Source organism: Corynebacterium kutscheri, from assembly GCF_000980835.1.
Lineage (GTDB): Bacteria > Actinomycetota > Actinomycetes > Mycobacteriales > Mycobacteriaceae > Corynebacterium > Corynebacterium kutscheri.
Genome location: NZ_CP011312.1, coordinates 653,557 through 676,065 on the forward strand (window position 1 = coordinate 653,557; position 22,509 = coordinate 676,065).

General features: G+C 46.7%; 13 protein-coding genes, 1 tRNA gene and 1 pseudogene. 5 read left to right on the forward strand and 10 right to left on the reverse strand.

The features are described from left to right. Position 1: 1 nt before the first annotated feature. Entirely contained in the window at positions 2-628 is a 627-nt protein-coding gene (gene rdgB, locus UL82_RS03050; protein WP_046438963.1) for an RdgB/HAM1 family non-canonical purine NTP pyrophosphatase, read from the forward strand. Here rdgB and UL82_RS03055 read toward each other — a convergent pair. Together UL82_RS03055 and UL82_RS03060 are read right to left on the reverse strand one after the other, a co-directional pair. Continuing rightward, a complete protein-coding gene (locus UL82_RS03055; protein ID WP_046438964.1) occupies positions 597-956 on the reverse strand; it encodes a DUF3817 domain-containing protein in 360 nt (119 codons plus the stop codon). The two genes, rdgB and UL82_RS03055, sit on opposite strands and share 32 nt — an antisense overlap. Positions 957-1,002: 46 nt before the next feature. After that, positions 1,003-1,410, reverse strand: coding sequence for a hypothetical protein (locus UL82_RS03060; RefSeq protein ID WP_046438965.1), 408 nt, complete (start codon positions 1,408-1,410; stop codon positions 1,003-1,005). Positions 1,411-1,516: 106 nt separating this feature from the next. On the opposite strand from UL82_RS03060, the gene UL82_RS03065 reads away from it, so the two are divergent. Together UL82_RS03065 and UL82_RS03070 are read left to right on the forward strand one after the other, a co-directional pair. Beyond that, positions 1,517-1,601 (forward strand) — tRNA-Leu (locus tag UL82_RS03065). Positions 1,602-2,182: 581 nt separating this feature from the next. After that, positions 2,183-11,149, forward strand: coding sequence for a type I polyketide synthase (locus tag UL82_RS03070; RefSeq protein ID WP_046438966.1), 8,967 nt, complete (start codon positions 2,183-2,185; stop codon positions 11,147-11,149). Positions 11,150-11,316: 167 nt separating this feature from the next. Here UL82_RS03070 and UL82_RS03075 read toward each other — a convergent pair whose 3' ends face one another. Continuing rightward, entirely contained in the window at positions 11,317-11,970 is a 654-nt protein-coding gene (locus UL82_RS03075) for a TetR/AcrR family transcriptional regulator (protein WP_046438967.1), read from the reverse strand. Between the two features lie 57 nt (positions 11,971-12,027). Further along, the gene (bcp, locus tag UL82_RS03080) at positions 12,028-12,501 is read right to left on the reverse strand and encodes a thioredoxin-dependent thiol peroxidase (RefSeq protein ID WP_046441132.1); all 474 of its coding nucleotides are present in this window, start codon (positions 12,499-12,501) and stop codon (positions 12,028-12,030) included. 255 nt (positions 12,502-12,756) lie between these two features. Between bcp and UL82_RS03085 the strand changes: the two genes are divergently transcribed. Both UL82_RS03085 and UL82_RS03090 read left to right on the forward strand, forming a co-directional pair. Next, positions 12,757-13,032: a DUF3618 domain-containing protein gene (locus tag UL82_RS03085; protein WP_046438968.1), complete on the forward strand. Its 276-nt coding sequence runs from the start codon at positions 12,757-12,759 to the stop codon at positions 13,030-13,032. 115 nt (positions 13,033-13,147) lie between these two features. Next, positions 13,148-14,434, forward strand: coding sequence for a glutaminase (locus tag UL82_RS03090; RefSeq protein ID WP_046438969.1), 1,287 nt, complete (start codon positions 13,148-13,150; stop codon positions 14,432-14,434). On the opposite strand, the gene UL82_RS03095 is transcribed toward UL82_RS03090, so the two are convergent. The 6 genes and pseudogenes from UL82_RS03095 to UL82_RS03130 form a co-directional block, all read right to left on the reverse strand. Further along, on the reverse strand, positions 14,431-14,988 hold the full coding sequence (locus UL82_RS03095; RefSeq protein WP_046438970.1) for a nicotinamidase: 558 nt from the start codon (positions 14,986-14,988) through the stop codon (positions 14,431-14,433). The two genes, UL82_RS03090 and UL82_RS03095, sit on opposite strands and share 4 nt — an antisense overlap. A gap of 158 nt (positions 14,989-15,146) precedes the next feature. Then, on the reverse strand, positions 15,147-17,615 hold the full coding sequence (locus tag UL82_RS03100; RefSeq protein WP_052735851.1) for an HtaA domain-containing protein: 2,469 nt from the start codon (positions 17,613-17,615) through the stop codon (positions 15,147-15,149). 342 nt (positions 17,616-17,957) lie between these two features. Further along, complete coding sequence (locus tag UL82_RS03105; RefSeq protein ID WP_046438971.1) at positions 17,958-18,155, reverse strand: hypothetical protein; 198 nt, start codon at positions 18,153-18,155, stop codon at positions 17,958-17,960. 466 nt (positions 18,156-18,621) lie between these two features. Next, a complete protein-coding gene (locus UL82_RS11140; protein WP_158407822.1) occupies positions 18,622-19,392 on the reverse strand; it encodes a DUF5979 domain-containing protein in 771 nt (256 codons plus the stop codon). Further along, positions 19,385-19,717, reverse strand: a pseudogene (locus UL82_RS03120) (hypothetical protein); the annotation flags it as partial. The gene UL82_RS11140 and the pseudogene UL82_RS03120, both read right to left, overlap by 8 nt. 306 nt (positions 19,718-20,023) lie before the next feature. Continuing rightward, positions 20,024-22,471: a DUF5979 domain-containing protein gene (locus tag UL82_RS03130; RefSeq protein WP_046438976.1), complete on the reverse strand. Its 2,448-nt coding sequence runs from the start codon at positions 22,469-22,471 to the stop codon at positions 20,024-20,026. Positions 22,472-22,509: the final 38 nt, after the last annotated feature.

The window sequence follows — 22,509 nt, forward strand, 5'->3', positions numbered from 1 at the left end:
CATGAAACTTTTAGTTGCGTCAAATAACGCCAAAAAATTACGTGAATTACAAGATATTCTTAGCAAAGCACAGCTTAACGACGTAGAACTACTGCCGCTTTCGGCGGTAGAACCTTATCGTGAGCCGACCGAAGACGGACGCACATTCGCAGATAATGCATTGATTAAAGCACGCGCTGGGGCAGCACATAGCGGGCTTATTACTATTGCAGATGATTCCGGACTGAGCGTGACTGAACTCAACGGTATGCCAGGAGTACTATCGGCTCGTTGGTCAGGAAAGCATGGAGATGATGCGGCTAATAATCAACTTCTCTTAGCTCAATTAGGCGATGTTCCTGATGAGCGTCGCCAAGCAGCTTTTATTTCTGTATGCGCACTAGTAACTCCAGATGGTCAAGAATATGTGGTAACCGGTCAATGGACTGGCCGGATACTTCGCACGCTACAAGGCAATAATGGATTTGGTTATGATCCACTATTTGTTCCAGATGAGGAAGACCGCGCCGGAACGCATCGTAGTTCAGCACAACTTGATCGTGATGAAAAGAACGCCCTCTCACATCGTGGGAAGGCGTTGAAGCAATTAGTGCCGATTATTGCTGAGCTAGTTGGAACTCGGCGGTAACTTCTTTACGGCGTTGGCGCTCTACATAAAAGCTTAGAAATGGTACTACGCCACTAATAGCGGTCATAAGCCATCGTTGTGGTGGCCAGAGCGCCTTAGTACCTAGATTAAGCGTGGCAAGAAGGAATAAAGCGTAGAAAAGACCATGCACCTGGCCAATGTAGTGTGCCCAAGCCGGGATATCGAGATGTAAAAGATACTCACAGACCATACGAGTAACTAAGACAAGCAGGAAAACACCGGTTACCCAGGCAGAAATACTAAAAAGCTGTAGGGCAGAGCGCACCCGACGTTGCCGCTCTGGGTGAACCTGTTTAGCCTCGGACATGGAAAACTCCTTGAAAATATTAGTGCGTTAGTTGTAAGGCACTTGTTTAATCATGTTGACCGCGTTTAGGCGTATTTAATGCATTGTAATCTTCGATGCTTATCTGTGGGCGATTAGGTAAGAAAGATTCGTCGATAGCATCAGTTCGCTGTACATCAGAGGCAGTGAAAGTGGTTGATTCTAACTCTTCATTTTCTTCGGCTAAAGCGCGTTTTTCATTTTCGTAGGCTAATAATTTGCGATAGGCGTAGATAAAAAAAGCGCCAAAGAACGGCCACTGGAGTGCATAACCGAGATTTTGGAAAGTGCCGGTTCCTGATTGGAAACGTGTCCATTGCCACCAGGCTAGGCTAAAAGTAGCCGCGACGATAAGGACTAGAAAAATAATGTGCCATAGACGAACTCGTATCGTGCGGTTGGTAGTCTGGTTGGAATTGGAATGTTGTGCACTCACAGAGAAATAGCGTACTCGTTGTCCTATATTCCGGGGTGATTAGCGGTAGTTGAAGCAAGATTTTTTAATTTACGAATATATGTGTACACTACCAATTCGTGAACAAGCGCCTGTGGCGGAATTGGCAGACGCGCTGGATTTAGGTTCCAGTGTCCTAGGACGTGAGAGTTCAAGTCTCTCCAGGCGCACCAACATAAAAAAGACCGTTTAACTTAGGTTAGATGGTCTTTTTCTTTGCTTGCAGAGCTTGTTGCATGGTGTGTTGATAGCACCGGAAAGACTTTATCCAGCACCGTGTCACCTTGAGCTACTTGTTCGTAAATAAAGCTGTATGTGTGTGAGGTTCGCATAGTCCTGGTAGTTGATGAGTCATAGACAAGTTTTATAGTGGCTCATTGTGGGATATGAAAGCTTTAAGAAATATCTCGTCGAGCTTATCTGTTGACGGTTTTAGTGGGTGGGAAAATAGTGAATATAGTGCTTGAGCCATGCCGCATTAATTACTAATTTATTTATTATTTTTATTTCTGCCAGCAGGTGGCTGGGTAAGTGGGGATAATTAAAAATCGAAAAATATTGTGCAGTGGGGGTAAAGGTTATCCCTGCTTAATGGGTAAAAAGATGAGTTTTTATTAAGGTGTGTCAGAAGTCATTATTTTTTGGTTTGTTGTATTTTTCACAAGACCCTACCCAAAATATGACAGTTTCCTCATCTTTTATGGCATATTTGTAGAGCAAAAGTTTTCTTTATTTCACCGTCAGGAGATCAACTGTGACTGAACACAGCATCCATGTTGCCAATCGTGGTGGTAACGCTCTTGTGCACCAACTGGCCACAGAACCCTATGCTTTTGTATTTGCGGGTCAAGGGTTCAACTGGCTGAGCACCCTGCGTAATAGTATTTCTCAAGGGGCTGGCAAAACTATTGCCTCGTTGGTTACACAAGCAGCTGAACTGCTTGGCCCGGTTGCTGATGACATTGCTGGTACGCGTCCGTTTGGCTTTGACCCAATTGGCTGGGCAGCGAAAGAGTCGGTGAGTTTTGATACCGCACAGGCAAGTGTAAGCGTGCCTGGTATTTTGGTTTCCCAGCTTGCAACACTGGATTTATTAGAGTCGCAAGGCCTTGATATCGAGGGTGCGACTATTGCGGTGGGACATTCTCAAGGAACACTGGGAGTACATGCACTGAGTGATCTCACCCGTGCCGCAGAAGTACTAGCTATTGCAGAACTTATTGGAGCTGCAATTACTCGCCAAGCACGCATTGTTGGTTTGGTGCAACAAGGCGATGTTAGTCCAATGATCAACATTGCCGGGGTTACCCGCGAGCAATTACAAAATGCTATCAATGACACCTGCAGTGATATTGATGCTTCAATCCGTCCGGTCATTGGTTTGCATAACTCCTATGACACTTTTGTTTTAGTTGGTTGTCCAGAAGATAACCAGCGAGTTATTGAGGCGCTCAAAGTAGCAGCAAAGAAATCTCAAAAAGAAGTAGAAAACAAAGTACGCGGCGGTTCGGCATTTACACCAGTTATTACTGCTCTTGATGTGCAGGTTGGTTTCCATCACCCAGCTATGCAAGAAGGGGTGAACCAGGTTATTCTTTGGGCGGAAAAAGCTGGTTTGAATATTGAGCTAGCACAAGAAGCTGCACAAGAAGTGATGGTTTCTATCGTTGATTGGCCAGCAACGGTTGCTGATGCCATTACTAAAGCTCACTGGTTATTGGATGTTGGCCCAGATGTGGGGGTCGTTGCCTTAACCGAAAAAGCACTTGCGGGCACAGGAAAAACCACTTTTAGTGTGAGTACTACCTCTGGTCAGGCACAGCTTTTCGACGTCGGTAATAGCCCTAAACCAGCTATTTCTTATGCCGACTATGCACCAAAATTAATTCGTAATGGCGATGGCGTGCGTATTTCGACCAAGTTCACTGAACTAACTGGTCGCTCTCCAATGCTTTTGGCTGGCATGACTCCTACCACTGTTGATCCCGAGATTGTGGCAGCAGCAGCTAATGCTGGACACTGGGCAGAACTTGCCGGTGGTGGCCAAGTTACTGCAGAAATTTTAGAAACGAATTTAGCCAAACTGACCGAACTGCTAAACCCCGGTGTGAGCGCAGAATTTAACTCCATGTTCTTGGATCCATATCTATGGAATATGCAGATCTCAGGCAAGCGCTTAGTTCCTAAAGCACGAGAAAACGGCGCACCTATTGACGGTATTGTGATTACCGCTGGTATCCCAGAGCGTGAGGAAGCCATCGAACTTGTCCGTAGTTTACGGGCACAAAACTTCCCATGGATCGCTTTTAAACCCGGCGCGGTTAAACATATCCGCAATGTGCTAGCCATCGCTAAGGAAGTCCCTGAGATTCCGATTATTGTTCAGGTTGAAGGTGGTAAAGCTGGTGGACACCACTCTTGGGAGGATCTTGACGAGCTGCTTTTGGCCTCCTATGAGCTGATTCGAGCACAGGAAAACACAGTATTGTGCGTTGGTGGTGGCATTGGTACACCAGAGCGGGCAGCGGAATATCTCAGCGGCCACTGGGCTAGTAAATACGGTCGCCAACCAATGCCTGTTGACGGCATTCTTATTGGTACGGCTGCTATGGCTACCAAGGAAGCAAAGACATCTCCACAGGTTAAGCAGCTACTAGTTGAGACTACTGGTACTTCTGATTGGGTCGGTGCCGGTAGCGCTCATAATGGCATGGCTTCGGGACGATCCCAGCTAGGCGCAGACATTCATGAAATTGATAATTCTTTTGCTCGCGCTGGTCGTTTGCTCGATGAAGTTGCCGGTGATGAAGAGCTGGTACAGGCGCGCCGGGAAGAAATTATTGCGGCTATTGCTAAAACTGCTAAGCCTTATTTTGGTGATCTTGCATCGATGAGCTACGAGCAGTGGTTGCGTCGTTACCTAGAGCTTGCTGGTCCATATAAGGGACAGTGGACTGACATTAGTTGGTATAACCGCTTTGTTCAGCTCTTAGAACGCACTGAGGCACGTCTTATTGATCAAGACCATGGCACCTTCATCCCCGTCTTTACCTGTGCGGTTGATGAGGATCCACAGAGGATCGTCGATAAGCTTGTTGCTGCGTTACCGGCCGAACAATTAGTGCATCCAGCAGATCAAACCTGGTTTATTGAGCTTGCTCGTAGTGCTGGTAAACCAGTGAACTTTGTGCCGGTGATTGATAAAGACGTGCGTCGTTGGTGGCGTTCCGATTCTTTATGGCAATCACACGATGAGCGTTACAGCGCCGACCAAGTAGCAATTATTCCTGGTATTGAAGCTGTGGCTGGGATTACCCGTGTTGATGAGCCGGTTGCTGAGCTTTTGGCTCGCTTTAATCAGGCGGCTGTAGAAAAAATACAGGAACTCAATACTGTAGTACTTAAGGATTCTCGCGATGTTATCGACCGGGCTATTGCTGCGCCGGTAACGTATTGGGCTGGACGCCATCAGAATTCGCTCATTGCTCGGTTAGGTGAGGTGGATAAGTGGCAACGTAGCGAAACTGGTGCACACCACGAGCCAACTGGTGCTAGCCTGGTGACACTTGATGATCAACGGGTAGAACTTCGTGTCCCATTGGGTAATTTCGAGCTTCCTATTCGCATGCAAGTGCCTCCAGATAACACTGGGGTAAGCGTGGTCAGCCAGCATGATGCAGAAACCGCTATGAATGAGCTCACTCGCGTGGCCGCTGGTGGCATTCTTGGTACCGATACTGGCCAGGAAGTAACCTGGGCTACTCAGCTAACCAGTACAGAGATCAGCGATTACAACACAGTAACTCAGGCATTTTTGCCTACTGAGATTACTGCCTCGGATACCGCACCAGATGTGCTGGTTGGTAAAGCATGGCCAGCAATTTTTGCTGCCGTGAAAAAGGCAACCATCCCAGGACAGGGTGCAGCATTAGTTGTTGAAGGAATGTTGTCGCTGGTACACCTTGAACACCACATCACGATGTATCAAGAGATCACCCCAGGTGAGTTGCAGGTGGTTGCTCGGGTTGAAGAGGTAAGCGATACTGAGATCGGTCGTCTAGTACTTATCCGGGCGGAGATTATGCGCGGAGATACCCGGATTGCTGCGCTAAGCGAACGTATGGCTATTCGTGGTCGCCGTGGCGATCAGGTGGCACGTACCAATACTTCTGTACTACCTAGCCATGTTGATGCGCCAACCTCGTTCCGTAGCTTTGCGGTACTTTCTGCGCCGGAATCTATGCGCTCTTTCGCGCTTGTAACCGGTGATCATAACCCGATTCACGTGAGCGATAATGCCGCCAAACTTGCTGGCCTAGACCAGGGTGTGATCGTACACGGTATGTGGACTTCTGCACTCGCTGAGCTCATTGCTGCCGGGGGTTATAGCGAGGAAGGTGTACAGACTGCACCAGCAACTATTGCTGAATTCACCGCAACTATGCTGGCACCGATTCTGCCCGGAAGCACCATTGAATTCACGGTTAACCGTACGGGAATAGATACTCGTCCAGGTCGGGGGGAAGTGCGTGAGATTAACGCTACCGTCGATGGGCAATTGGTATTGCAAGCAACCGCAACTATGACCGCACCGAGTACTTTCTATGCTTTCCCAGGTCAGGGTATCCAGTCGCAAGGCATGGGCATGGATGCGCGTTCGCGTTCGCAGGCTGCGCATAAGGTGTGGGAACGAGCAGACAAACACACTCGTAATAAATTAGGTTTTTCGGTATTAGAGATTGTGAAAAACAATCCGAGCGAGGTTGTTGTTGCCGGGGAGAAGTTCTCGCACCCACAAGGTGTGCTATTTCTTACCCAGTTCACCCAAGTTGCTATGGCAACCTTAGGTGTTGCTCAAATTGCTGAAATGCGAGAAGCACATGCTCTTAATCAGTGTGCTTTCTTTGCGGGACACTCGGTGGGCGAGTACAACGCCTTGGCGGCTTATGCTGAAGTACTCAGCTTAGAAAATGTAGTAGAGATTGTTTATCAACGCGGTTTGACTATGCATCGTCTGGTTGAACGTGATCAACAGGGTAATTCTAATTACGGCTTGGCAGCATTGCGTCCACATAAGATGGGACTCAGCGAGGCAGAAGTATTTGATTATGTCGCTGAAATTTCTCGGGTTAGCGGTGAATTCCTAGAGATTGTTAATTACAACTTGGCGGGTATGCAGTATGCCGTTGCTGGTACTGCGCGTGGGCTACAGGCATTAGCTGCCGACGCAGAATCAAAGGCGCCAGGTCAGCGTGCATTTATTCAAATCCCAGGAATCGATGTGCCCTTCCACTCGACAAAGCTTCTTAATGGTGTGGCTGATTTCCGTGCGCATCTTGATTCTTTGTTGCCGGCAGAGATTAATTTGGATGTGCTTATTGGTCGCTATATTCCGAACTTGGTGGCTCGACCATTTGAATTAACTCCAGAATTTATGCAAGCCATGCTGGAGGTTGTCGATGCCCCTATTGTTAAGGGTCTGCTTGCTGATTTTGACTCGGCAATACACAACCCAGTCGCTATGGCACGTACCTTATTAGTGGAACTTCTTGCTTGGCAGTTTGCCTCACCAGTGCGTTGGATTGAAACCCAAGACTTGCTGATTAATCACTTGGGTGTGGATCGTTTTGTTGAAGTTGGCGTTGGTTCGGCACCAACTTTGGCTAATATGATGGCGCAAACGCTTAATCTGCCACACTATCGTGGTCACAATCTTGAAGTGCTTAATATTGAACGCGATAGCAGCGTTGTTTTTGCAACCGATGAACTGATTCGCGAACAACCAGAGGTAGAAGAAGTCATTGAGACAAATGATCCTGTTACTGCGGTACAACCAACTGAAGTACCCGCTGCACCAGTAGCAGTTTCTACTGCCCGCCCAGATGACATTAGCTTTGGTCCGGCTGAAGCCACCGAAATGCTTATCGCACTATGGACAAAAGTACGTCCAGAACAAATGGGGCTTACCGATTCCATTGAGGCATTAGTCGAAGGCGTATCTTCGCGTCGTAATCAGCTATTGCTTGATCTTGGGGTGGAGTTTGGTCTTGGTGCGATTGATGGTGCAGCTGATGCAGAACTGCCAAGCCTCAAGCAGACCGTATCTAAGATGGCAAAGGGCTATACAGCTTTTGGCCCAGTACTTAGTGATGCGATCAACGATGCATTAAGACGTATTACTGGTCCTACCGGCAAACGCGCTACCTATATTACTGAGCGTGTTACTAACACATGGCAACTAGGCTCAGGTTGGGCAGATTATGTGGTTGCTGCGGTTGTTTTGGGTGCTCGTGAAGGTGCATCCTTACGTGGTGGAGAGCTAGCAACACTAGCCCCAGCTAGCCCTACTAATAGCGCCGAACTTGATCAGCTTATCGACGCTGCCGTACAAACCGTTGCCAGCGCACAAGGGGTCAGTGTGTCCTTGCCAAGTGCTGCTGGTAGCACTGGTGGTGCCGTTGATAGTGCGGCCCTAGGCGAGTTCGCAGAACAAGTCACTGGTGAAACCGGCGTGCTAGCACAAACCGCGCGCACCATTTTGGCAAACCTTGGTTTAGCTGTTACTGCTTCTTCAGATCTTGACAGCAGTGATGAGCAGGCTAAGGATAAGGCCATTATTGAATTGGTTTCGCGTGAGCTTGGCTCTGAATGGCCACGCCAGGTTGCCCCGAGTTTTGATGCTGCTAAGGCAGTATTACTTGATGATCGTTGGGCAAGTGCACGTGAAGATCTCACCCGAGTTGCCTTTGGCGAATTAACCGATATTGATGTCACCGGTGCAGGTGAAGAAGTCGCCCGTCAGGCAGAATTCTTCGGCTTGGATAAATATGCCGAGCAAGCTCGTGATACCTCAGAATTGGCTTATGCACATGATATTGCAGTAGTTACTGGTGCCTCACCGCGTTCGATTGCAGCAGCAGTCGTCGAAAAGCTTCTTGCTGGTGGAGCAACCGTGGTACTGACCACGTCAAATCTGAGCCACGATCGATTGAACTATTACAAGCAGATTTATGCTCAGTCTGCTCGTGGCGGAGCAGCACTATGGGTTGTGCCGGCAAACCTAAGTTCTTTCCATGATCTTGATGAGCTTGTAGCCTGGATTGGCTCGGAACAAACAGCCACGGTTAATGGTGCATCGCAGTTGATTAAGCCGGCACTTAAGCCAACATTGTTGTTCCCATTTGCTGCTCCACGGGTTACTGGTTCGCTTGCTGACGCCGGCCCACAAGCAGAGATGCAAATGCGACTCTTGCTGTGGAGCGTGGAAAAACTCATCGCTGGATTATCAATGATCGGTACAACTACCCATATTGGTCAGCGGTTGCATGTGGTACTACCTGGTTCACCTAACCGAGGTCGTTTTGGCGGTGATGGTGCTTATGGTGAATCCAAGGCTGCCTTGGATGCGATTGTGACTCGGTGGAGTGCAGAAAACGCATGGAACACCTACACTTCGCTTGCTCATGTACTTATTGGTTGGGTACGTGGTACTGGACTTATGGGAGCTAATGATCCACTGGTAGCTGCGGTAGAAGCTGCTGGAGTTACCACATATTCCACCGAAGAAATGGCCGATAACTTGGTTGCGCAAATCACCCCAGAGGTTCGCCAACAAGCGGCTAAGAAGCCTGTAATCGTCGATTACACCAGTGGTTTAGGTGATATTGAGTTAGATCTTGCTGAACTTGCTCGCAAAGCACAAAAAGAAGCGGCGGCAACAGTAACGCATAATCAGGATTCACAAACACAAGTGAAGGCTTTGCCTACGCCATACCGCCCAATACACGAGACCACCCCAGACTTTACTGGTCAGATCAGCCAAGATCTTTCCGAAATGGTGGTTATTGTTGGTACCGGCGAGCTGAGCCCATATGGTTCTACCCGAACGCGTTTCGACGCCGAACTCACCGGTGATCTTAGTGCGGCTGGAGTAGCAGAACTAGCGTGGTCAATGGGACTTATCCACTGGGATACTGACCCCACCCCAGGTTGGTACGATGCTCAGGATAATGCAGTCGAGGAAGCCGATATTTATGATCGGTTCCATGATGAAGTACTCGCTAGAGTAGGCGTGCGCCAGTATCATGATGATTTCGCCATGGTTGATAACCTCGCCCCAGAGCTGACCACTATCTATTTGGATCGAGACCTAGAGTTTTCAGTTGCTGATAAAGCTACCGCACAAACTTTCTTGGATTCCGAACCAGAACTAACAACCATTCGTGAATCCGATGGAGAATGGATTGTGACCCGCAAAGCAGGCTCAGCAGTACGAATGCCACGGCGTATGGCAATGAGCCGATTTGTTGGTGGCCAAATCCCAGAAGGATTTGATCCAGCAGTCTATGGCATTCCAGCAGATATGATCGATAACCTCGACCGGGTTGCCCTGTGGAATATTGTTGCCACCATTGAGGCCTTCTTAAGTTCTGGCTTTAGCCCGGCAGAACTAATGAGACATCTGCATCCAGCACGGGTAAGTTCCACCCAAGGAACCGGCCTAGGTGGTATGGAAGCCATGCGGTCATTATATATTGATGGCCTGCTTGCCGAACCACGCCAAAACGATATTCTGCAAGAAGCACTACCTAACGTTATGGCAGCGCATGTTATGCAAAGCTATGTTGGTGGCTATGGCCAAATGATTCACCCAGTGGCTGCTTGCGCAACCGCTGCCGTATCTGTTGAAGAAGGCGTAGACAAAATTCGTCTAGGCAAATCAGATTTTGTTGTTGCTGGTGGTTTTGATGATCTCTCGGTAGAAGGCATCACTGGCTTCGGTGATATGGCTGCTACTGCCGATAGCGCAGAAATGCGTGCTAAAGGTATTGAAGATCGCTACTTTAGTCGGGCAAATGATCGCCGTCGTGGTGGCTTCGTTGAATCAGCTGGTGGCGGTACCTTGCTATTGGCTCGTGGCTCACTTGCGGTAGAACTTGGGTTACCAGTACTTGGCGTTATTGGTTTTGCAGAAAGCTTTGCTGATGGTGCGCACACCTCTATCCCAGCACCGGGCTTAGGTGCGCTAGGTGCTGCCCGTGGTGGTACCGACTCTAGGTTGATACATGCACTTGCTACTCTAGGCGTGAGTGCAGATGACATTGCGATTATTAGTAAGCACGATACTTCTACCAACGCTAATGATCCGAATGAGTCTGATTTACATGAGCGCATGGCTACCGCAATTGGTCGTCGTACCGGTAATCCGATGTATGTGATTTCCCAGAAGTCACTGACTGGGCATGCTAAAGGTGGCGCTGCTGCATTCCAGATGATCGGACTCACCCAGGTATTACGCTCTGGTCAGATTCCAGCTAACCGTAGTCTTGATTGCGTCGACCCAGAACTTAAACGCCATGAGCATCTAGTTTGGTTGCGCAAGCCGCTTGATATTAGTGCTCATGCACCAAAGGCTGGTTTGGTTACTTCGCTAGGCTTTGGACATGTCTCTGCCTTGGTAGCAATTGTGCACCCTGCCGCTTTCTATGAAGCTGTGCGTGCACAATATGGTCAACAGCAGGCACAACAATGGCGTGAGCAGGCGCAAAGTAGAGAATCCGCTGGTACTCGACATATTCTTGCGGGTATGCATGGACACACTGTGCTCTATCAACGCCCAGTGGATCGTAACCTAGGTCATGGTGGCAAAGAGCTAGAAGCCCAAGTATTGCTTAGTGATAAAGCTCGGTTAGTTGATGGAGTATTTACCATTGTCGACTAAATACGACTATTGATTAAGCACGCAAGTAGCCAAGCGAAACGCTATTAATTATCAGAAGCGTTAGCAAGCAAAAAGATTGTCCTTCAAATAACTAAGCACAAGTTAGGCGAAGGACAATTTTTTTATAGGTGCTAAAGATAGCTAAGAAGTGATTGACGAGCTTGTTTTTAGCTCATAGCAACAGAGAAAAGATAAGCAACCAACATATGCTTAATTTCTTTCACCGTCGCCTCAAAACGTTCATTTGATACTTCTGGATCATGAACAGCGTAATTAAGCAGTGAAATAGCAGTATGCAGCAGTAACGCGGCGATAGTATTGCGCTCGGTATCTGTTGCTCGCGGTGCTAATGGTTTTAAAACCGAAGCCAATGTAGCCAGAATTGGTGCCTCGGTAGCAGCTGCGGTAGCACGAGTCGCCGGGGTTGATTGCACCGCATGCCATACTGCGCGCCGGGAGGGGACAGCTCGCCACATTTCGGCCAGATGATCGATTAGTTCGTCGAGAATATCTGGCCACTGTAAGGCCGGCACTTGCTGGGCAAAACGAGCAAGTTCTTCACCAGTTGCCCGCCAATCTTCCCGATCGAGTTCACAGATCAGCACGTATTTATTTGCAAAAAATTGATACAGCGTGCCGATAGGAACCTCGGCTCGCTTGGCTACTTCGTCGAAAGTAAAGGATTCGAAACCCACCTCGACAAGTACACTGCGCCCAGCCGCAAGAATTCGGCTATAGCGTTCCCGGGAGCGTTGTTGCGCAGGCTGACGGCGGGGAAGGAGGATTTCCCCATCTAAAATAGTCGTTTCCTGAGGCTGCATCAGTTTCTTATCATACGTAGCTGCTGTGAGTTCACCTATTTTGATATCAAACTTATTTTAGGCGGTGAGTTCTTTGATAACTCGGGCAACGTGCCCAGTGGCACGAACATTGTAGAGGGCAAGCCCAATAGTGCCATCGGGTTCAATAATAAAGGTGGAGCGAATAACGCCTTGAACAATTTTGCCGTAGTTTTTCTTCTCCCCAAATGCACCGTAGGCAACCATTACATCTTTTGCTTCATTAGAAAGCAAGGTGAAATTAAGCTCTTCTTTTTCTTTAAAAGAGACTAGCTTTTCGATGCTATCTGGCGAAACCCCTAGTACTTCTATGCCTAAGTTATTGAACTGGGCTAAAGAATCACGGAAATCACAGGCTTCTTTAGTACACCCTGGGGTATGCGCACGGGGATAAAAATAAACAAGAACACGCTTGCCTGCATAATCACTAAGGCTGGTGGTACCACCGTGATCATTGGGCAAAGAAAATAAGGGGGCACGGTCGCCAATACTTAGTCGGGCTGTTTTGGTCATACTCATCATAGTAGTGCCCAGCTAAGGCTGGTATTAATACTGCTATAAATATTTATCCATATTGTGAAAATGAGGGTGATCTTATGGTGGGGTTTGAGTTGGTAATAGAAGATTAAAAAGGTTGCAGTGTTATTTCATTAATAAGCAAAATCCCCTTAGCGAAGTAGAAGCAGGTAAGCTAAGACGTGACTGCTGAAAACCTATCGGCTTTATTCTTTTTATACATAAACGTATATGAACGTAAGGGAGAATTTCGTGGCTCGCAATATTGATGATATCCAGCGTGATATTGAACGTACTCGTCGCCAACTTGCTGGTACTTTGGATGAGATTGTTGAGCGCAGCAAACCAGAGGTCATTATGGAGGATGCTCGTGCCAGCATTACTAGCAAACTACGCGAACCGCAGGTGCAAAAAGTACTTGCCGGAGTTGGGTTAGTAGTAGCAGGCGTGGTGGCGATTGGTTTTGCCCGTAGCCGTCGACGCAGCAAAGAGCTAAAAGAAATTCAGAAGTTTTTAGCTCAGCGATAGGAAATTTGATTGTAGAGTTGTAATTGATTTTCACCCCGCACTGAAAAAGTGCGGGTTTTCTCGTTGAAAGTGCAGCTACAATAGCTCACTTAAAGAGTTCGATAAGGTGTAGAGAGTGAAAACCCCGATTCCTTTTTATCTTAATGAGATCCTTGATCAGGTCCGTCACCGTGATGGTGGTGCAGTAGCTGACTATATTCCTGAGTTAGCACAGGTAAACCCAGATCAATTGGGTGCTGCTTTGTGCACAACGACCGGACATATCTATTCAGCCGGGGATGACACCGCGCTTTTTACCATGCAGTCAATTTCTAAGCCATTTGTTTATGCGCTTGCGCTACATGAATTTGGTCCGGATTCCCTAAACGATGTGGTGGGCTTAGAACCATCGGGCGAGGCATTTAATGAGCTATCTCTTAATACCGACCATAAACCAGTCAACCCACTGATTAATGCAGGTGCGATTGCAGTAACCCAGTTAATTAATGGGGTTGATTCTTTAGTCGATGATCGCACTGAATGTATCCGTGCTTTTATGTCTCGACTTGCTGGACGCGAGCTAACTATCGACGAAAAAGCCTGTGCCAGCGAATTAGAACACGCTGATCGAAATCTTTCGTTGGCGTATATGTTGCGTAACTACGGAATTATTAAAGATTCTGCTGAGGACGCAATTTTAACTTATACCAAACAGTGCTCAATCCAAGTCACAGTGCGAGATCTCGCAGTGATGGCCGCTACCTTAGGAAACGGTGGGGTGCAACCGATTACTGGTGAGAAGATTTTTTCTTCTGATGTTGCTCGGCAAACCCTGGCAGTGATGAGCTCGGCAGGAATGTACGATGGCGCTGGCCGCTGGATGTCTGAAGTTGGCATTCCAGCTAAATCAGGTGTAGGTGGTGGCTTAATTGGTACCCTGCCTGGTCAGCTTGGTTTTGCTACTTTCTCGCCTAGATTAAATGCAGAAGGTAATTCAGTACGCGGGGTAGAGGTGTTTAAACTGCTTAGCCAAGAGATGGGTTTACACCTTATGTCTACTGAGGAACGCTACGGTATTCGCCCTATTAGAAGCGTTGAGCGTATCGACGAAGCAATTATTGTGCACCTACAAGGCATGATTAACTTCAATGCGGCAGAGACCATTTTGTACGAAATTGAATACTACGATATCTCTGCACAGCAGATTGTGCTGGATTTTTCCATGGTATCGAGCTCAAATAGGATTGGGCGGCGAATGCTTAAAGAAGGTCTACGCCGCCTGCGCGTTTCTGGTCTTGATATTGCGGTGGTTGACCCCGATGAACACTTACGTACTTTTGTGCTTTCTGATGGCACCGAAGTTCCTGTTCATGACGGTGATGATTATGAGTTCATAGAATCGGAGTTGGATACGCAGTTTTAAGCTATTTGGGAACCGGCTGAAAGCATTTCTTGGATAGCTTTATCGCCCGTTTCCTCATTGACCGCAGAGACTAGATCGCTAAAAATTTTGGTCTCAAATCCAGCTTTTAAACCATCAAGCACTGTTGCTTTCACACAATAGTCAGTTGCAATGCCAGCGACATCAATAATGGATACATTGCGCTGGTCAAGCCACGTATTTAACGGTGTCTCATCAGAAGCTGAGGCACCTTCAAAACCTGAATAAGCAGCTGAATATTGGCCTTTAAGAAAAACCTCATCAAACTCGGTTGTCGCTAGTGCTGGGTGTAATTCGGCACCTTGAGAATCCGCAACACAATGCACTGGCCAAGAATCAATAAAATCTGGTGTATCTGAGAAATGATCGCCGGGCTCAATATGCCAATCTTTGGTCGCAATGACCTGGTTGTAACGGTGTTTATTTTGGGCAATATAATCTGCAATCCGATGAGCGACGATGCTCCCGTTTTTGGTAGCTAAGCTGCCACCAGGGCAGAAATCATTTTGAACATCGACGACGACAAGTGCACGCATGCTCACTAGTGTAGGGCAAAAGCATAGCCACATAGCTTTTTTGAAGCACAAAGGACGGTTTTTATATAAAAATGTGCTCTTCTTGACGCTGCGGACGTCAAGAAGAGCACATAAGTAAGTTGGCCTAAATTACCTTATGGAGATCAGTGCTTGCTGTATTAGCGGCGGAACTGCTCTAGGAACTTCTGAATATGTGGACCAGCAAAAGTGTGTACCAAGCCTAGGATTGTGCCAAGAACACCGAGGGTGCCAAGAACGCCGAAGACAATTGTCCAGATGTTTTGCTTACTTGATATATCAGGTACCTTCGGATCCGGGTTGTTGTCTGGCTTCTTGGAGCTAGTTGGTGGCACCGGCTGCTTGGAAGTGGTAGACGGTGCTGGGGTCTTAGAACTGGTAGGTGGTGTTGGGTTCTTGGGGCTAGTTGGTGGTACCGGCTTCTCGGTTTGACGATCTTTATCGTCCGGTTCAGGACGATCAGACTTTTCCTCAACCTTTGGCACGAACTTTGGATCGTAGACTTTACGCAGGACGTATTTCTCTTTAGATTCACCGGCTGATGCATCGTAGGAAGGAACATAGAAAGTTCCTTCATCTAGTTGCAAAATAGGGCCATGCTGGTTTGCGCTGGTCTTACTTCCATTAGGGATAACAGTGCTGTCATCGTTATCAGTGGTCTTGAATGTCTTAGCGTCAACAGTCTTGAGCATACCGTCGTGGGCATCAAGTGCCATGATCTTATCGTTATCGGATACTAGAGCATTACCCCATGTTTTCACGTCTGATTTATCAGCCTTGACGATATCTTCGCTCTTAAGCGTAATTTTTTGTTCCGCATAGGTAAATGATTGAGCATAAGAATAATCTTTGCTTGTATTTTGGGTAAAGCGAAGAACAGTAGTGCCATTCGATCGAGCAGTAGTTGAGGAGAAGTTCGAATCCTCAAAAGCTGATTCTGGAAGTAATTTAGCAGGTGCCTCGGTGTTTTTAGGATTGATAGAGACCATTACACCATAGTAGTGCTTCTTCGGATCAGGATAGTCTTCGTTTTTCTCTTTGTCTTTTTCCTCTTTAGTTTTTTCCTTGGATAGTTTTCCATCAGAATTAAAAATGAAAGTGCCATCTTTCATTGGTAGTAGCTCGCGGTCATCATTATTGTTGCTGTAACGAGCGGCTCCGTATACATTTGATGCGCTATCGAAATCAGTGCCTTTAATGAGTTCTGTACTTTCAGGTAGGTCAATAGGTTTAATTGTGCTACCAGTATTAACTACAGCTACTTGTTTTTGGGAGATAGCTACTACGTCGCCAGAATGGGGATTGTAGCTTATAGCGTTGACTTCATCGCCGTCACCGAAGGTATGAATGAGTTCTGGGTCTTTGAAACCAGTTTTTAGGTCGACGTGTACTTTATAGATTTTACGTGGATCGTCGTTAGCAGGTGTTTTCTTTCCGTTTCCTGGTTCTTGTTTCTGTAGGAAATAGAGATCGCTATTTTTTTCGTCGAAAGTTACTGCACCATACTCATTCAGTTTGATGTGTGCAGAGTGGGTTTCTTTAAGATCTCGATCAAGCAACGCAAAACCTGCTTTCTCAACGGGGTTCCACCGGTGATCAGCGGTAGCAACGATGAGATGATCTTGGATCTTGAAAACTTCTCGGTGGTGTTCATATAGTCCATCGTTATCAAAGAGTTGGGAAGCAACCGCATACTTTGCATTATCGGTAGATGGACGCTTGAAATCAGTGAGGTGTGATTTGTCGAAGGTGAAAGTAATGGGATCGATTCCTACTCCAACACCGTAGAAATGAGAGAACATCTCATCGCCATCGGCAGTTAAAGTTGTAGGAATTTCTTTCCAGGTAACCTTATTTCCTTCTTCTTCAAAAGTTGCACTCGCGGTGTATAGCTTAGCAATTGGTTTGGCATCGTCAGTACCTTCATTGGTGTATGTTCCGCCGCCAGAGTACTTTTTGGAGCTCACCTTAGCGTAAACGAAGGAACCATCTTTACTGATGACGATACGAGGATTTTCGATTTTAAGATCTAAGCTACAGGTTCCAGAAGTACCGTTATCACAGTATTTCTTATAGTGGACGCCACCGTTGAATTTGGCTTCGAATTTTTCCGTCGCACTATCATAGGTGGTTGAGTCTAGTTTGAAGGTGAATTTATTTTTTTCGTCATTTTGTGTGGCAGAGCCGATCATTTCTGTCGGCCCTTTGGTGTAGTTATTAAAGGATGTACGAATTCCCCAGGTAAGGGCGCTTTCGTTGGTGTTTTCCTTTGACTCAGGGTTTGGTTTGTTGGTCTTAGATGTAGCAGAATCTGGTGATTTGCCTGGCTCTACAGCATCAGTGGCCTTGGCTGCTGCATCGTTTTCGCTCTTTGTATCTTTGGTGTCAGAATTCTCAGCTTCCGGTGCTTTAGCTACTGGCGCATCAGCGTCTGATGTATCTTCGGCTCCTAGCTGCGTAGGCTCTGTTTCTTTTTCTTCTACCACCGATGCTGCAGTGTTGTGTGAAGCAGGCACGTCTTGAGCGATTGCTTGGGTAGCGGTTACAGATAGTAGCGTCGTGCATGCCACCGTGGTGGTAAGCAGATGACGGAAGCGTTGAGTATTCAACTTTGCTCCATTTCTGAGGATTCTATTACAAAAAGAGATGTCTGTGGAGTATAGCCTAACCTTTCTAAGTGTTGCCTAAAGTATGAAAGTATTCGGGGGTGAACTTCTGGCGAATGTGCTTACAGGTGAGTAATATTTATCCTGGTTAAAATGATTTACTAGGGTCAATTAGTGCCATGTTTATATTTTCTATTAGGTATGTTATTGAAAATGGGCTGGCATTTTAGGTATAAAAATAGTGACACTGTATGAAAGTGTCACAGGAAAAATAAATCTAGTGTTAGTACTTAAGAAAAATTAATCGGCTAGATTATAAGGTTTTCTGGAAATGAAAGAACCTGGTCATTGAGAATGCCATAGTTTTACTTCCTCTGGATCCCACAAGGGTGTCTTTCCTAGGATAACCGCAACTGGTTCGGGTATGCGTCCGGTAGATTTGTAATTGCTCCACGCGTTTGTTGTTATTCCGCAATAAGCAGCGCACTGCTGACTAATCCAGAGCTCCTTGCCGGTATTTTTGTCGATAATAATGGGATGCATGGGTGCGAGGTGGGCTTTCTTTTACTATGCGACAATAAACAGAGAGTTTCTTTGAAACTAGCCGGATCGCATAAGTACGTGATTAGAAATGACACATTAGTATGGTGTCTTCCGATCTGCCCTGAGCTGATTTATATTGGCTAGGTAAGAAGAATATATGGTGCACGTAAAACTAGTAGTCGCTTCCGATTTTGCGATAGCTCCATACAATACGGATAATAGCAAATTTCTATGATGAATTTTTATTAAAATCGGATCAAGCAGGTTTATCTATTTATAAAAATATTTGGCGCCCACCTTATAAAAGCGGGAGCCAAATATTTTTTATATGTTATGTGTGGATGCTTCAGAAGCTAAAAGCTAGCTCTTTTGAGACCGCGCACGGTAGATGGTTATTCCACCGAGTACAGCAAGCAGTGCTGCTGCAATGATCAACCAAATCACAGAAGCGTCGGTTCTAGTCAGTTCACGTTGTGGAGTACTTGGTTTCTGTGTAGTTGGTATCTGAGGGGCAGACGATGATGCTGGCTGTGGGGTGGTTATAGACGGCGCTGGCGGTTGTGGCGTTGGGTGGGGTGCCGGTGGGATAGGGATCGGAATCGGGATTGGCACAACCGGTGGTATCCCTTGTGTCGTTGTAGTTGAAGTGGGTTCCGAAGGCTTTGATGATGTTGGTTTTGACGAAGTCGTCGTAGTGATTGGTGGTACCGGTGTTGATGAAGTTGGCTTCACTGAACTTGTTGTCGACGGGGCCGTTGTTGAGGTGGTTGTCGACTCGGAGGTCGTTGGTTCGATCGGAGTTGTTGTCGATGTGGTTGGGGTTGTTGAAGTTGTCGACGGGGTAGTTGTAGAAGTTGTTGGGGTTACCGGTGGCACAGGAGGAACAAAAAAGGGTGTAGATATTTACGGCAGTATAAACAGCTATTTTTTCCGGTTTGCCGGTGATAGTGAATGTATAACTATTACCGTTTCGTGAGCCATTTTCTCCATACCAGTCCACTTTGTCGTGCTTGTAACCGTCGATATCGAGGTTGGATGTCTCTTCGGTGACGGTACATTGAGTACCAATAGGCAAACCGGTGACAGCGGAGCTAGTTTCGCCGTTTTTAAGTTCGATTTTACCTTCTCGTTTTTCGCCTTCTTTTCCGTTTATTCCAGGAAGAGTACAAGTATATGAGAAAATGAACTTCTTGTTTTGGATCTTTTCGTGGAAGTTATCTTCTGGTACCTCATTCATCAATGACAGGCTCGTTATCGAGTAACGTCTTGCCAATCATGTCGTCATCATCTGCATAGGCGTTTTTCTGAATTTTGAAACCGCCGGTTTCTCGCTCATATTTGTTGGTTACAACTACATGGGTGGCTTCTTTGAACAGTTCGTTAACAGTGAAATCCAGTATAGAAGCAGAACCAATACGCTGAACATTGCCATCAGCATCGAAAACAACCCACGACGTTGTTAATTTCTCACCCGGTTTTGTTTGAAGTGTTTGTTCTGTCATAGTGCACTTGAGGCCTTTATCAAGACCCATGACGTGTACAACGTTACCGTGTTGCATGGTAACCGTTCCCTCTTTTTATTTTCTGGATTTTTGTCGTCTGGGTGGGAACAGGTGTATTGGAAGGTGAATTTTTTGGCTTTATATTCTTCTGAGCCTACAACGTTTTTCTCAACGGTGAAGCCGCCTTTTTTACCACGACCTAGACCGCCGGCGCTGGGAAAACGAATAGAGTCTTCAACCTCAGCGTTATCGATCATGGCCTGGTTTTTACGCTTTAGCTTGAGAAAAGCCCTCTTTACCTTGTTTGTAGGTAAAGAGGGCTTCGGCAACCAACTGGTAATTTAGCGGGTGGGGTAAGAGAAAATATTAACTCTTCTTACAGCCACGATAAATTACAAGGCCACCAACACCAGCAAGCAATACTGAAACAATAATTAGCCACAATACTGATGCACCGGTATTGGCCAAAGCACCCTGGCCTGGGCGCTGCGAACCAGCATTATTATTTGGCTGAGGTTTCACAGCATTGTTACCGCCATGGTTGCCATTACCACCATTATTATTGTTATGTGGTTGTGGGGTTACGTTGCCATCAGGGTTTGGAGCAGGAGCCGGTTGAGGTGCAGGCGCTGGACCTGGCTGAGGTGCTGGTGGAATAGGGATTGGAATCGGGATCGGAATAATTGGCGACCATGAACTACCACCATCATTATTGCGGTACGTGTTTATAGCAGTAACCACCACAGGTGTTTGAGCATCCTTTGCACGAGGAGTCACGGTGACTTGTTTATCAGAAGTTTTTTCGCCATTGACCAACCACTGCACAGAATGATCTAAACCACCTATATGAGTACCAGACTCACTTACAATGCAGGAAGAATCAGTAGGTAGACCCTCAATACGAACTTTTTCACCATGGGCAAGAACCTTTGAATCCTTTACCGTCTTACCATCGGTAGTAGTGCAGACCCAAGTGAAAGTGAACTTCTTAGTGGTGTTGATTCCTTGAACCTTCTTTTCCAGGGTAAAGCCACCAGTTGTTGGCTTTGGCGGAACAGGAGCACCATCTTTGGTGTAGGTGTTTAATGCGGTTACTACTAAAGGATTCGGTGAATCTTCATCACGAGGGGTAACGACGATAGGGTTATCTGGGCTTTCTTCACCATTGGTTAACCATTTTAAGGAATGAGTAAAGCCATCTAGTTTCGCTGGAGCTTCACTAATGGTGCACGAAGAATCCAATGGAAGTTTTGCAATAGTGTACTCATCGGAATGGCCAAGGGTGGTTTCACCGGTGACGGTTTTACCGTTGTCAGCTTCACACTTCCAGCTCAGATTGAACTTTTTATCAGTGGTAGTGCCTTCGACGGTTTTACGTAAGGTGATAACACCTGCGGTGTCTCGTTGTTTTGCGGTGTATTCGTTTTGTGCGATGAAGTTGAATTGGCCTTTTTCTGTCAAGGTAAATTTCACACCACGAACTCCGTCCAAGCGGAGGTTGTCTTCATTGCCGGCATAGAATGCCGCGAAGTTATGGGTAAACCCATCAATGTGGGTGCTGGCAAGGTCTTCAGTAACCTTACACTCGGTGCCAATTGGGAAGGCTTCGCTGGTGAAGCGATTATTTGCTTGCACGTCGAAGCTACCGGTTTTCTTCTCTCCTTGTGGCAGGGTGCATTCCCAAGCGAACTTATAGTCTTTGTTAGGAAGCTTTGCAGTTTCTTCAGTGTTTTCGCCACCATTTTTGTCTGTGACGATGGAGCGTTTAAACAACATGAAGTTTGCTGTGTTCTCGGGTGCCGGTGGGGTGGAACCGTCTTTGGTATATGTGTTTACAGCTTCAAGAACTAAAGGATTAGTGCTGTCTTCAGAACGCGGGGTTATAGTAATGGGATTATCTGGGCTTTTTTCACCGTTGGTGAGCCAGTGCATAGAGTGTTTATAGCCGTTGATCTCAACAGGAGTTTCGGAGACAGTACAGCTGTGGCCTAGACGTAGACCGTCAATGAGCTTTTCTTCCTGGTCGCCAAGTATCTCTTCGCCTTCTAGGATAGTCATCTCGTTCTGAGGTTCAACACATTTCCAATGAAACTTAAATTTCTCATTGGTGTTTGTTCCCTCTACGGTTTTACGCAGGGTAAAAGCAGAACCAACAAAGTTGTAGGTAGAGGTAATAGTTTGGTTGCCCGGTTCGATTGTGAGTTCAATTGATGCAGTCTGGGATCCTGTGTCAGCTATAGGATTACCGTCTAGATCGTAAGCATGGGAATATTTGTAACCGGGGTCTTCCAGGACACTGGAACCTAGCTCTATTTTGCATTTCGTGCCAACTGGCATTGGTTCGCTGATGACACTACGCGTAAGGCTGCCTGGGTTAGTATACATACTTACCTCTAGCCTGCCGCCTATATAACTAGGCATGTCCTTAGGTTCAGTGCAATAGAAATTTAGTGAAGATCCACCGACTGTCATGAAATCATAGTTTTTGATCAGTCGGGATATTTTTACTACTTCTGTGAGAGTTATAGTACCGGTTTCTCCGGTATCAGTTTGTTCTTCCTCTGCTGGAATTGGATTTGTATCGTTGTTCGGCGGTGGAACATCTTCAGAATCAGAGGCAGTGGCTTCATCGGCGGTATCTTCTGGGGCAAGTTCTGTTATTGCAGCAGGACCGTTTTCCTCTGCTGTTGCAATAGGCCGGTTGGCTATTAACGGGATAAGCGCTGCGATGAGCACCAGGGTGAAAAGTATGGTGAGCCAGGGGGTTTTCAATAACCTCGTGATGATTCCATTTTTTTTGTGTGAGGGGTACATATTGTCTCCATATCGTCATTTGGGGAAATGAACTCGGA

What these genes read in the sequence shown, in the direction of transcription:
- rdgB (WP_046438963.1), top strand. Translation starts at nt 2, where the DNA reads ATGAAACTTTTAGTTGCGTCAAATAACGCCAAAAAATTACGTGAATTA.
- UL82_RS03055 (WP_046438964.1), bottom strand. Translation starts at nt 956, where the DNA reads ATGTCCGAGGCTAAACAGGTTCACCCAGAGCGGCAACGTCGGGTGCGC.
- UL82_RS03075 (WP_046438967.1), bottom strand. Translation starts at nt 11,970, where the DNA reads ATGCAGCCTCAGGAAACGACTATTTTAGATGGGGAAATCCTCCTTCCC.
- bcp (WP_046441132.1), bottom strand. Translation starts at nt 12,501, where the DNA reads ATGACCAAAACAGCCCGACTAAGTATTGGCGACCGTGCCCCCTTATTT.
- UL82_RS03095 (WP_046438970.1), bottom strand. Translation starts at nt 14,988, where the DNA reads ATGCGTGCACTTGTCGTCGTCGATGTTCAAAATGATTTCTGCCCTGGT.
- UL82_RS03105 (WP_046438971.1), bottom strand. Translation starts at nt 18,155, where the DNA reads ATGCATCCCATTATTATCGACAAAAATACCGGCAAGGAGCTCTGGATT.
- UL82_RS11140 (WP_158407822.1), bottom strand. Translation starts at nt 19,392, where the DNA reads ATGAATGAGGTACCAGAAGATAACTTCCACGAAAAGATCCAAAACAAG.
- UL82_RS03130 (WP_046438976.1), bottom strand. Translation starts at nt 22,471, where the DNA reads ATGTACCCCTCACACAAAAAAAATGGAATCATCACGAGGTTATTGAAA.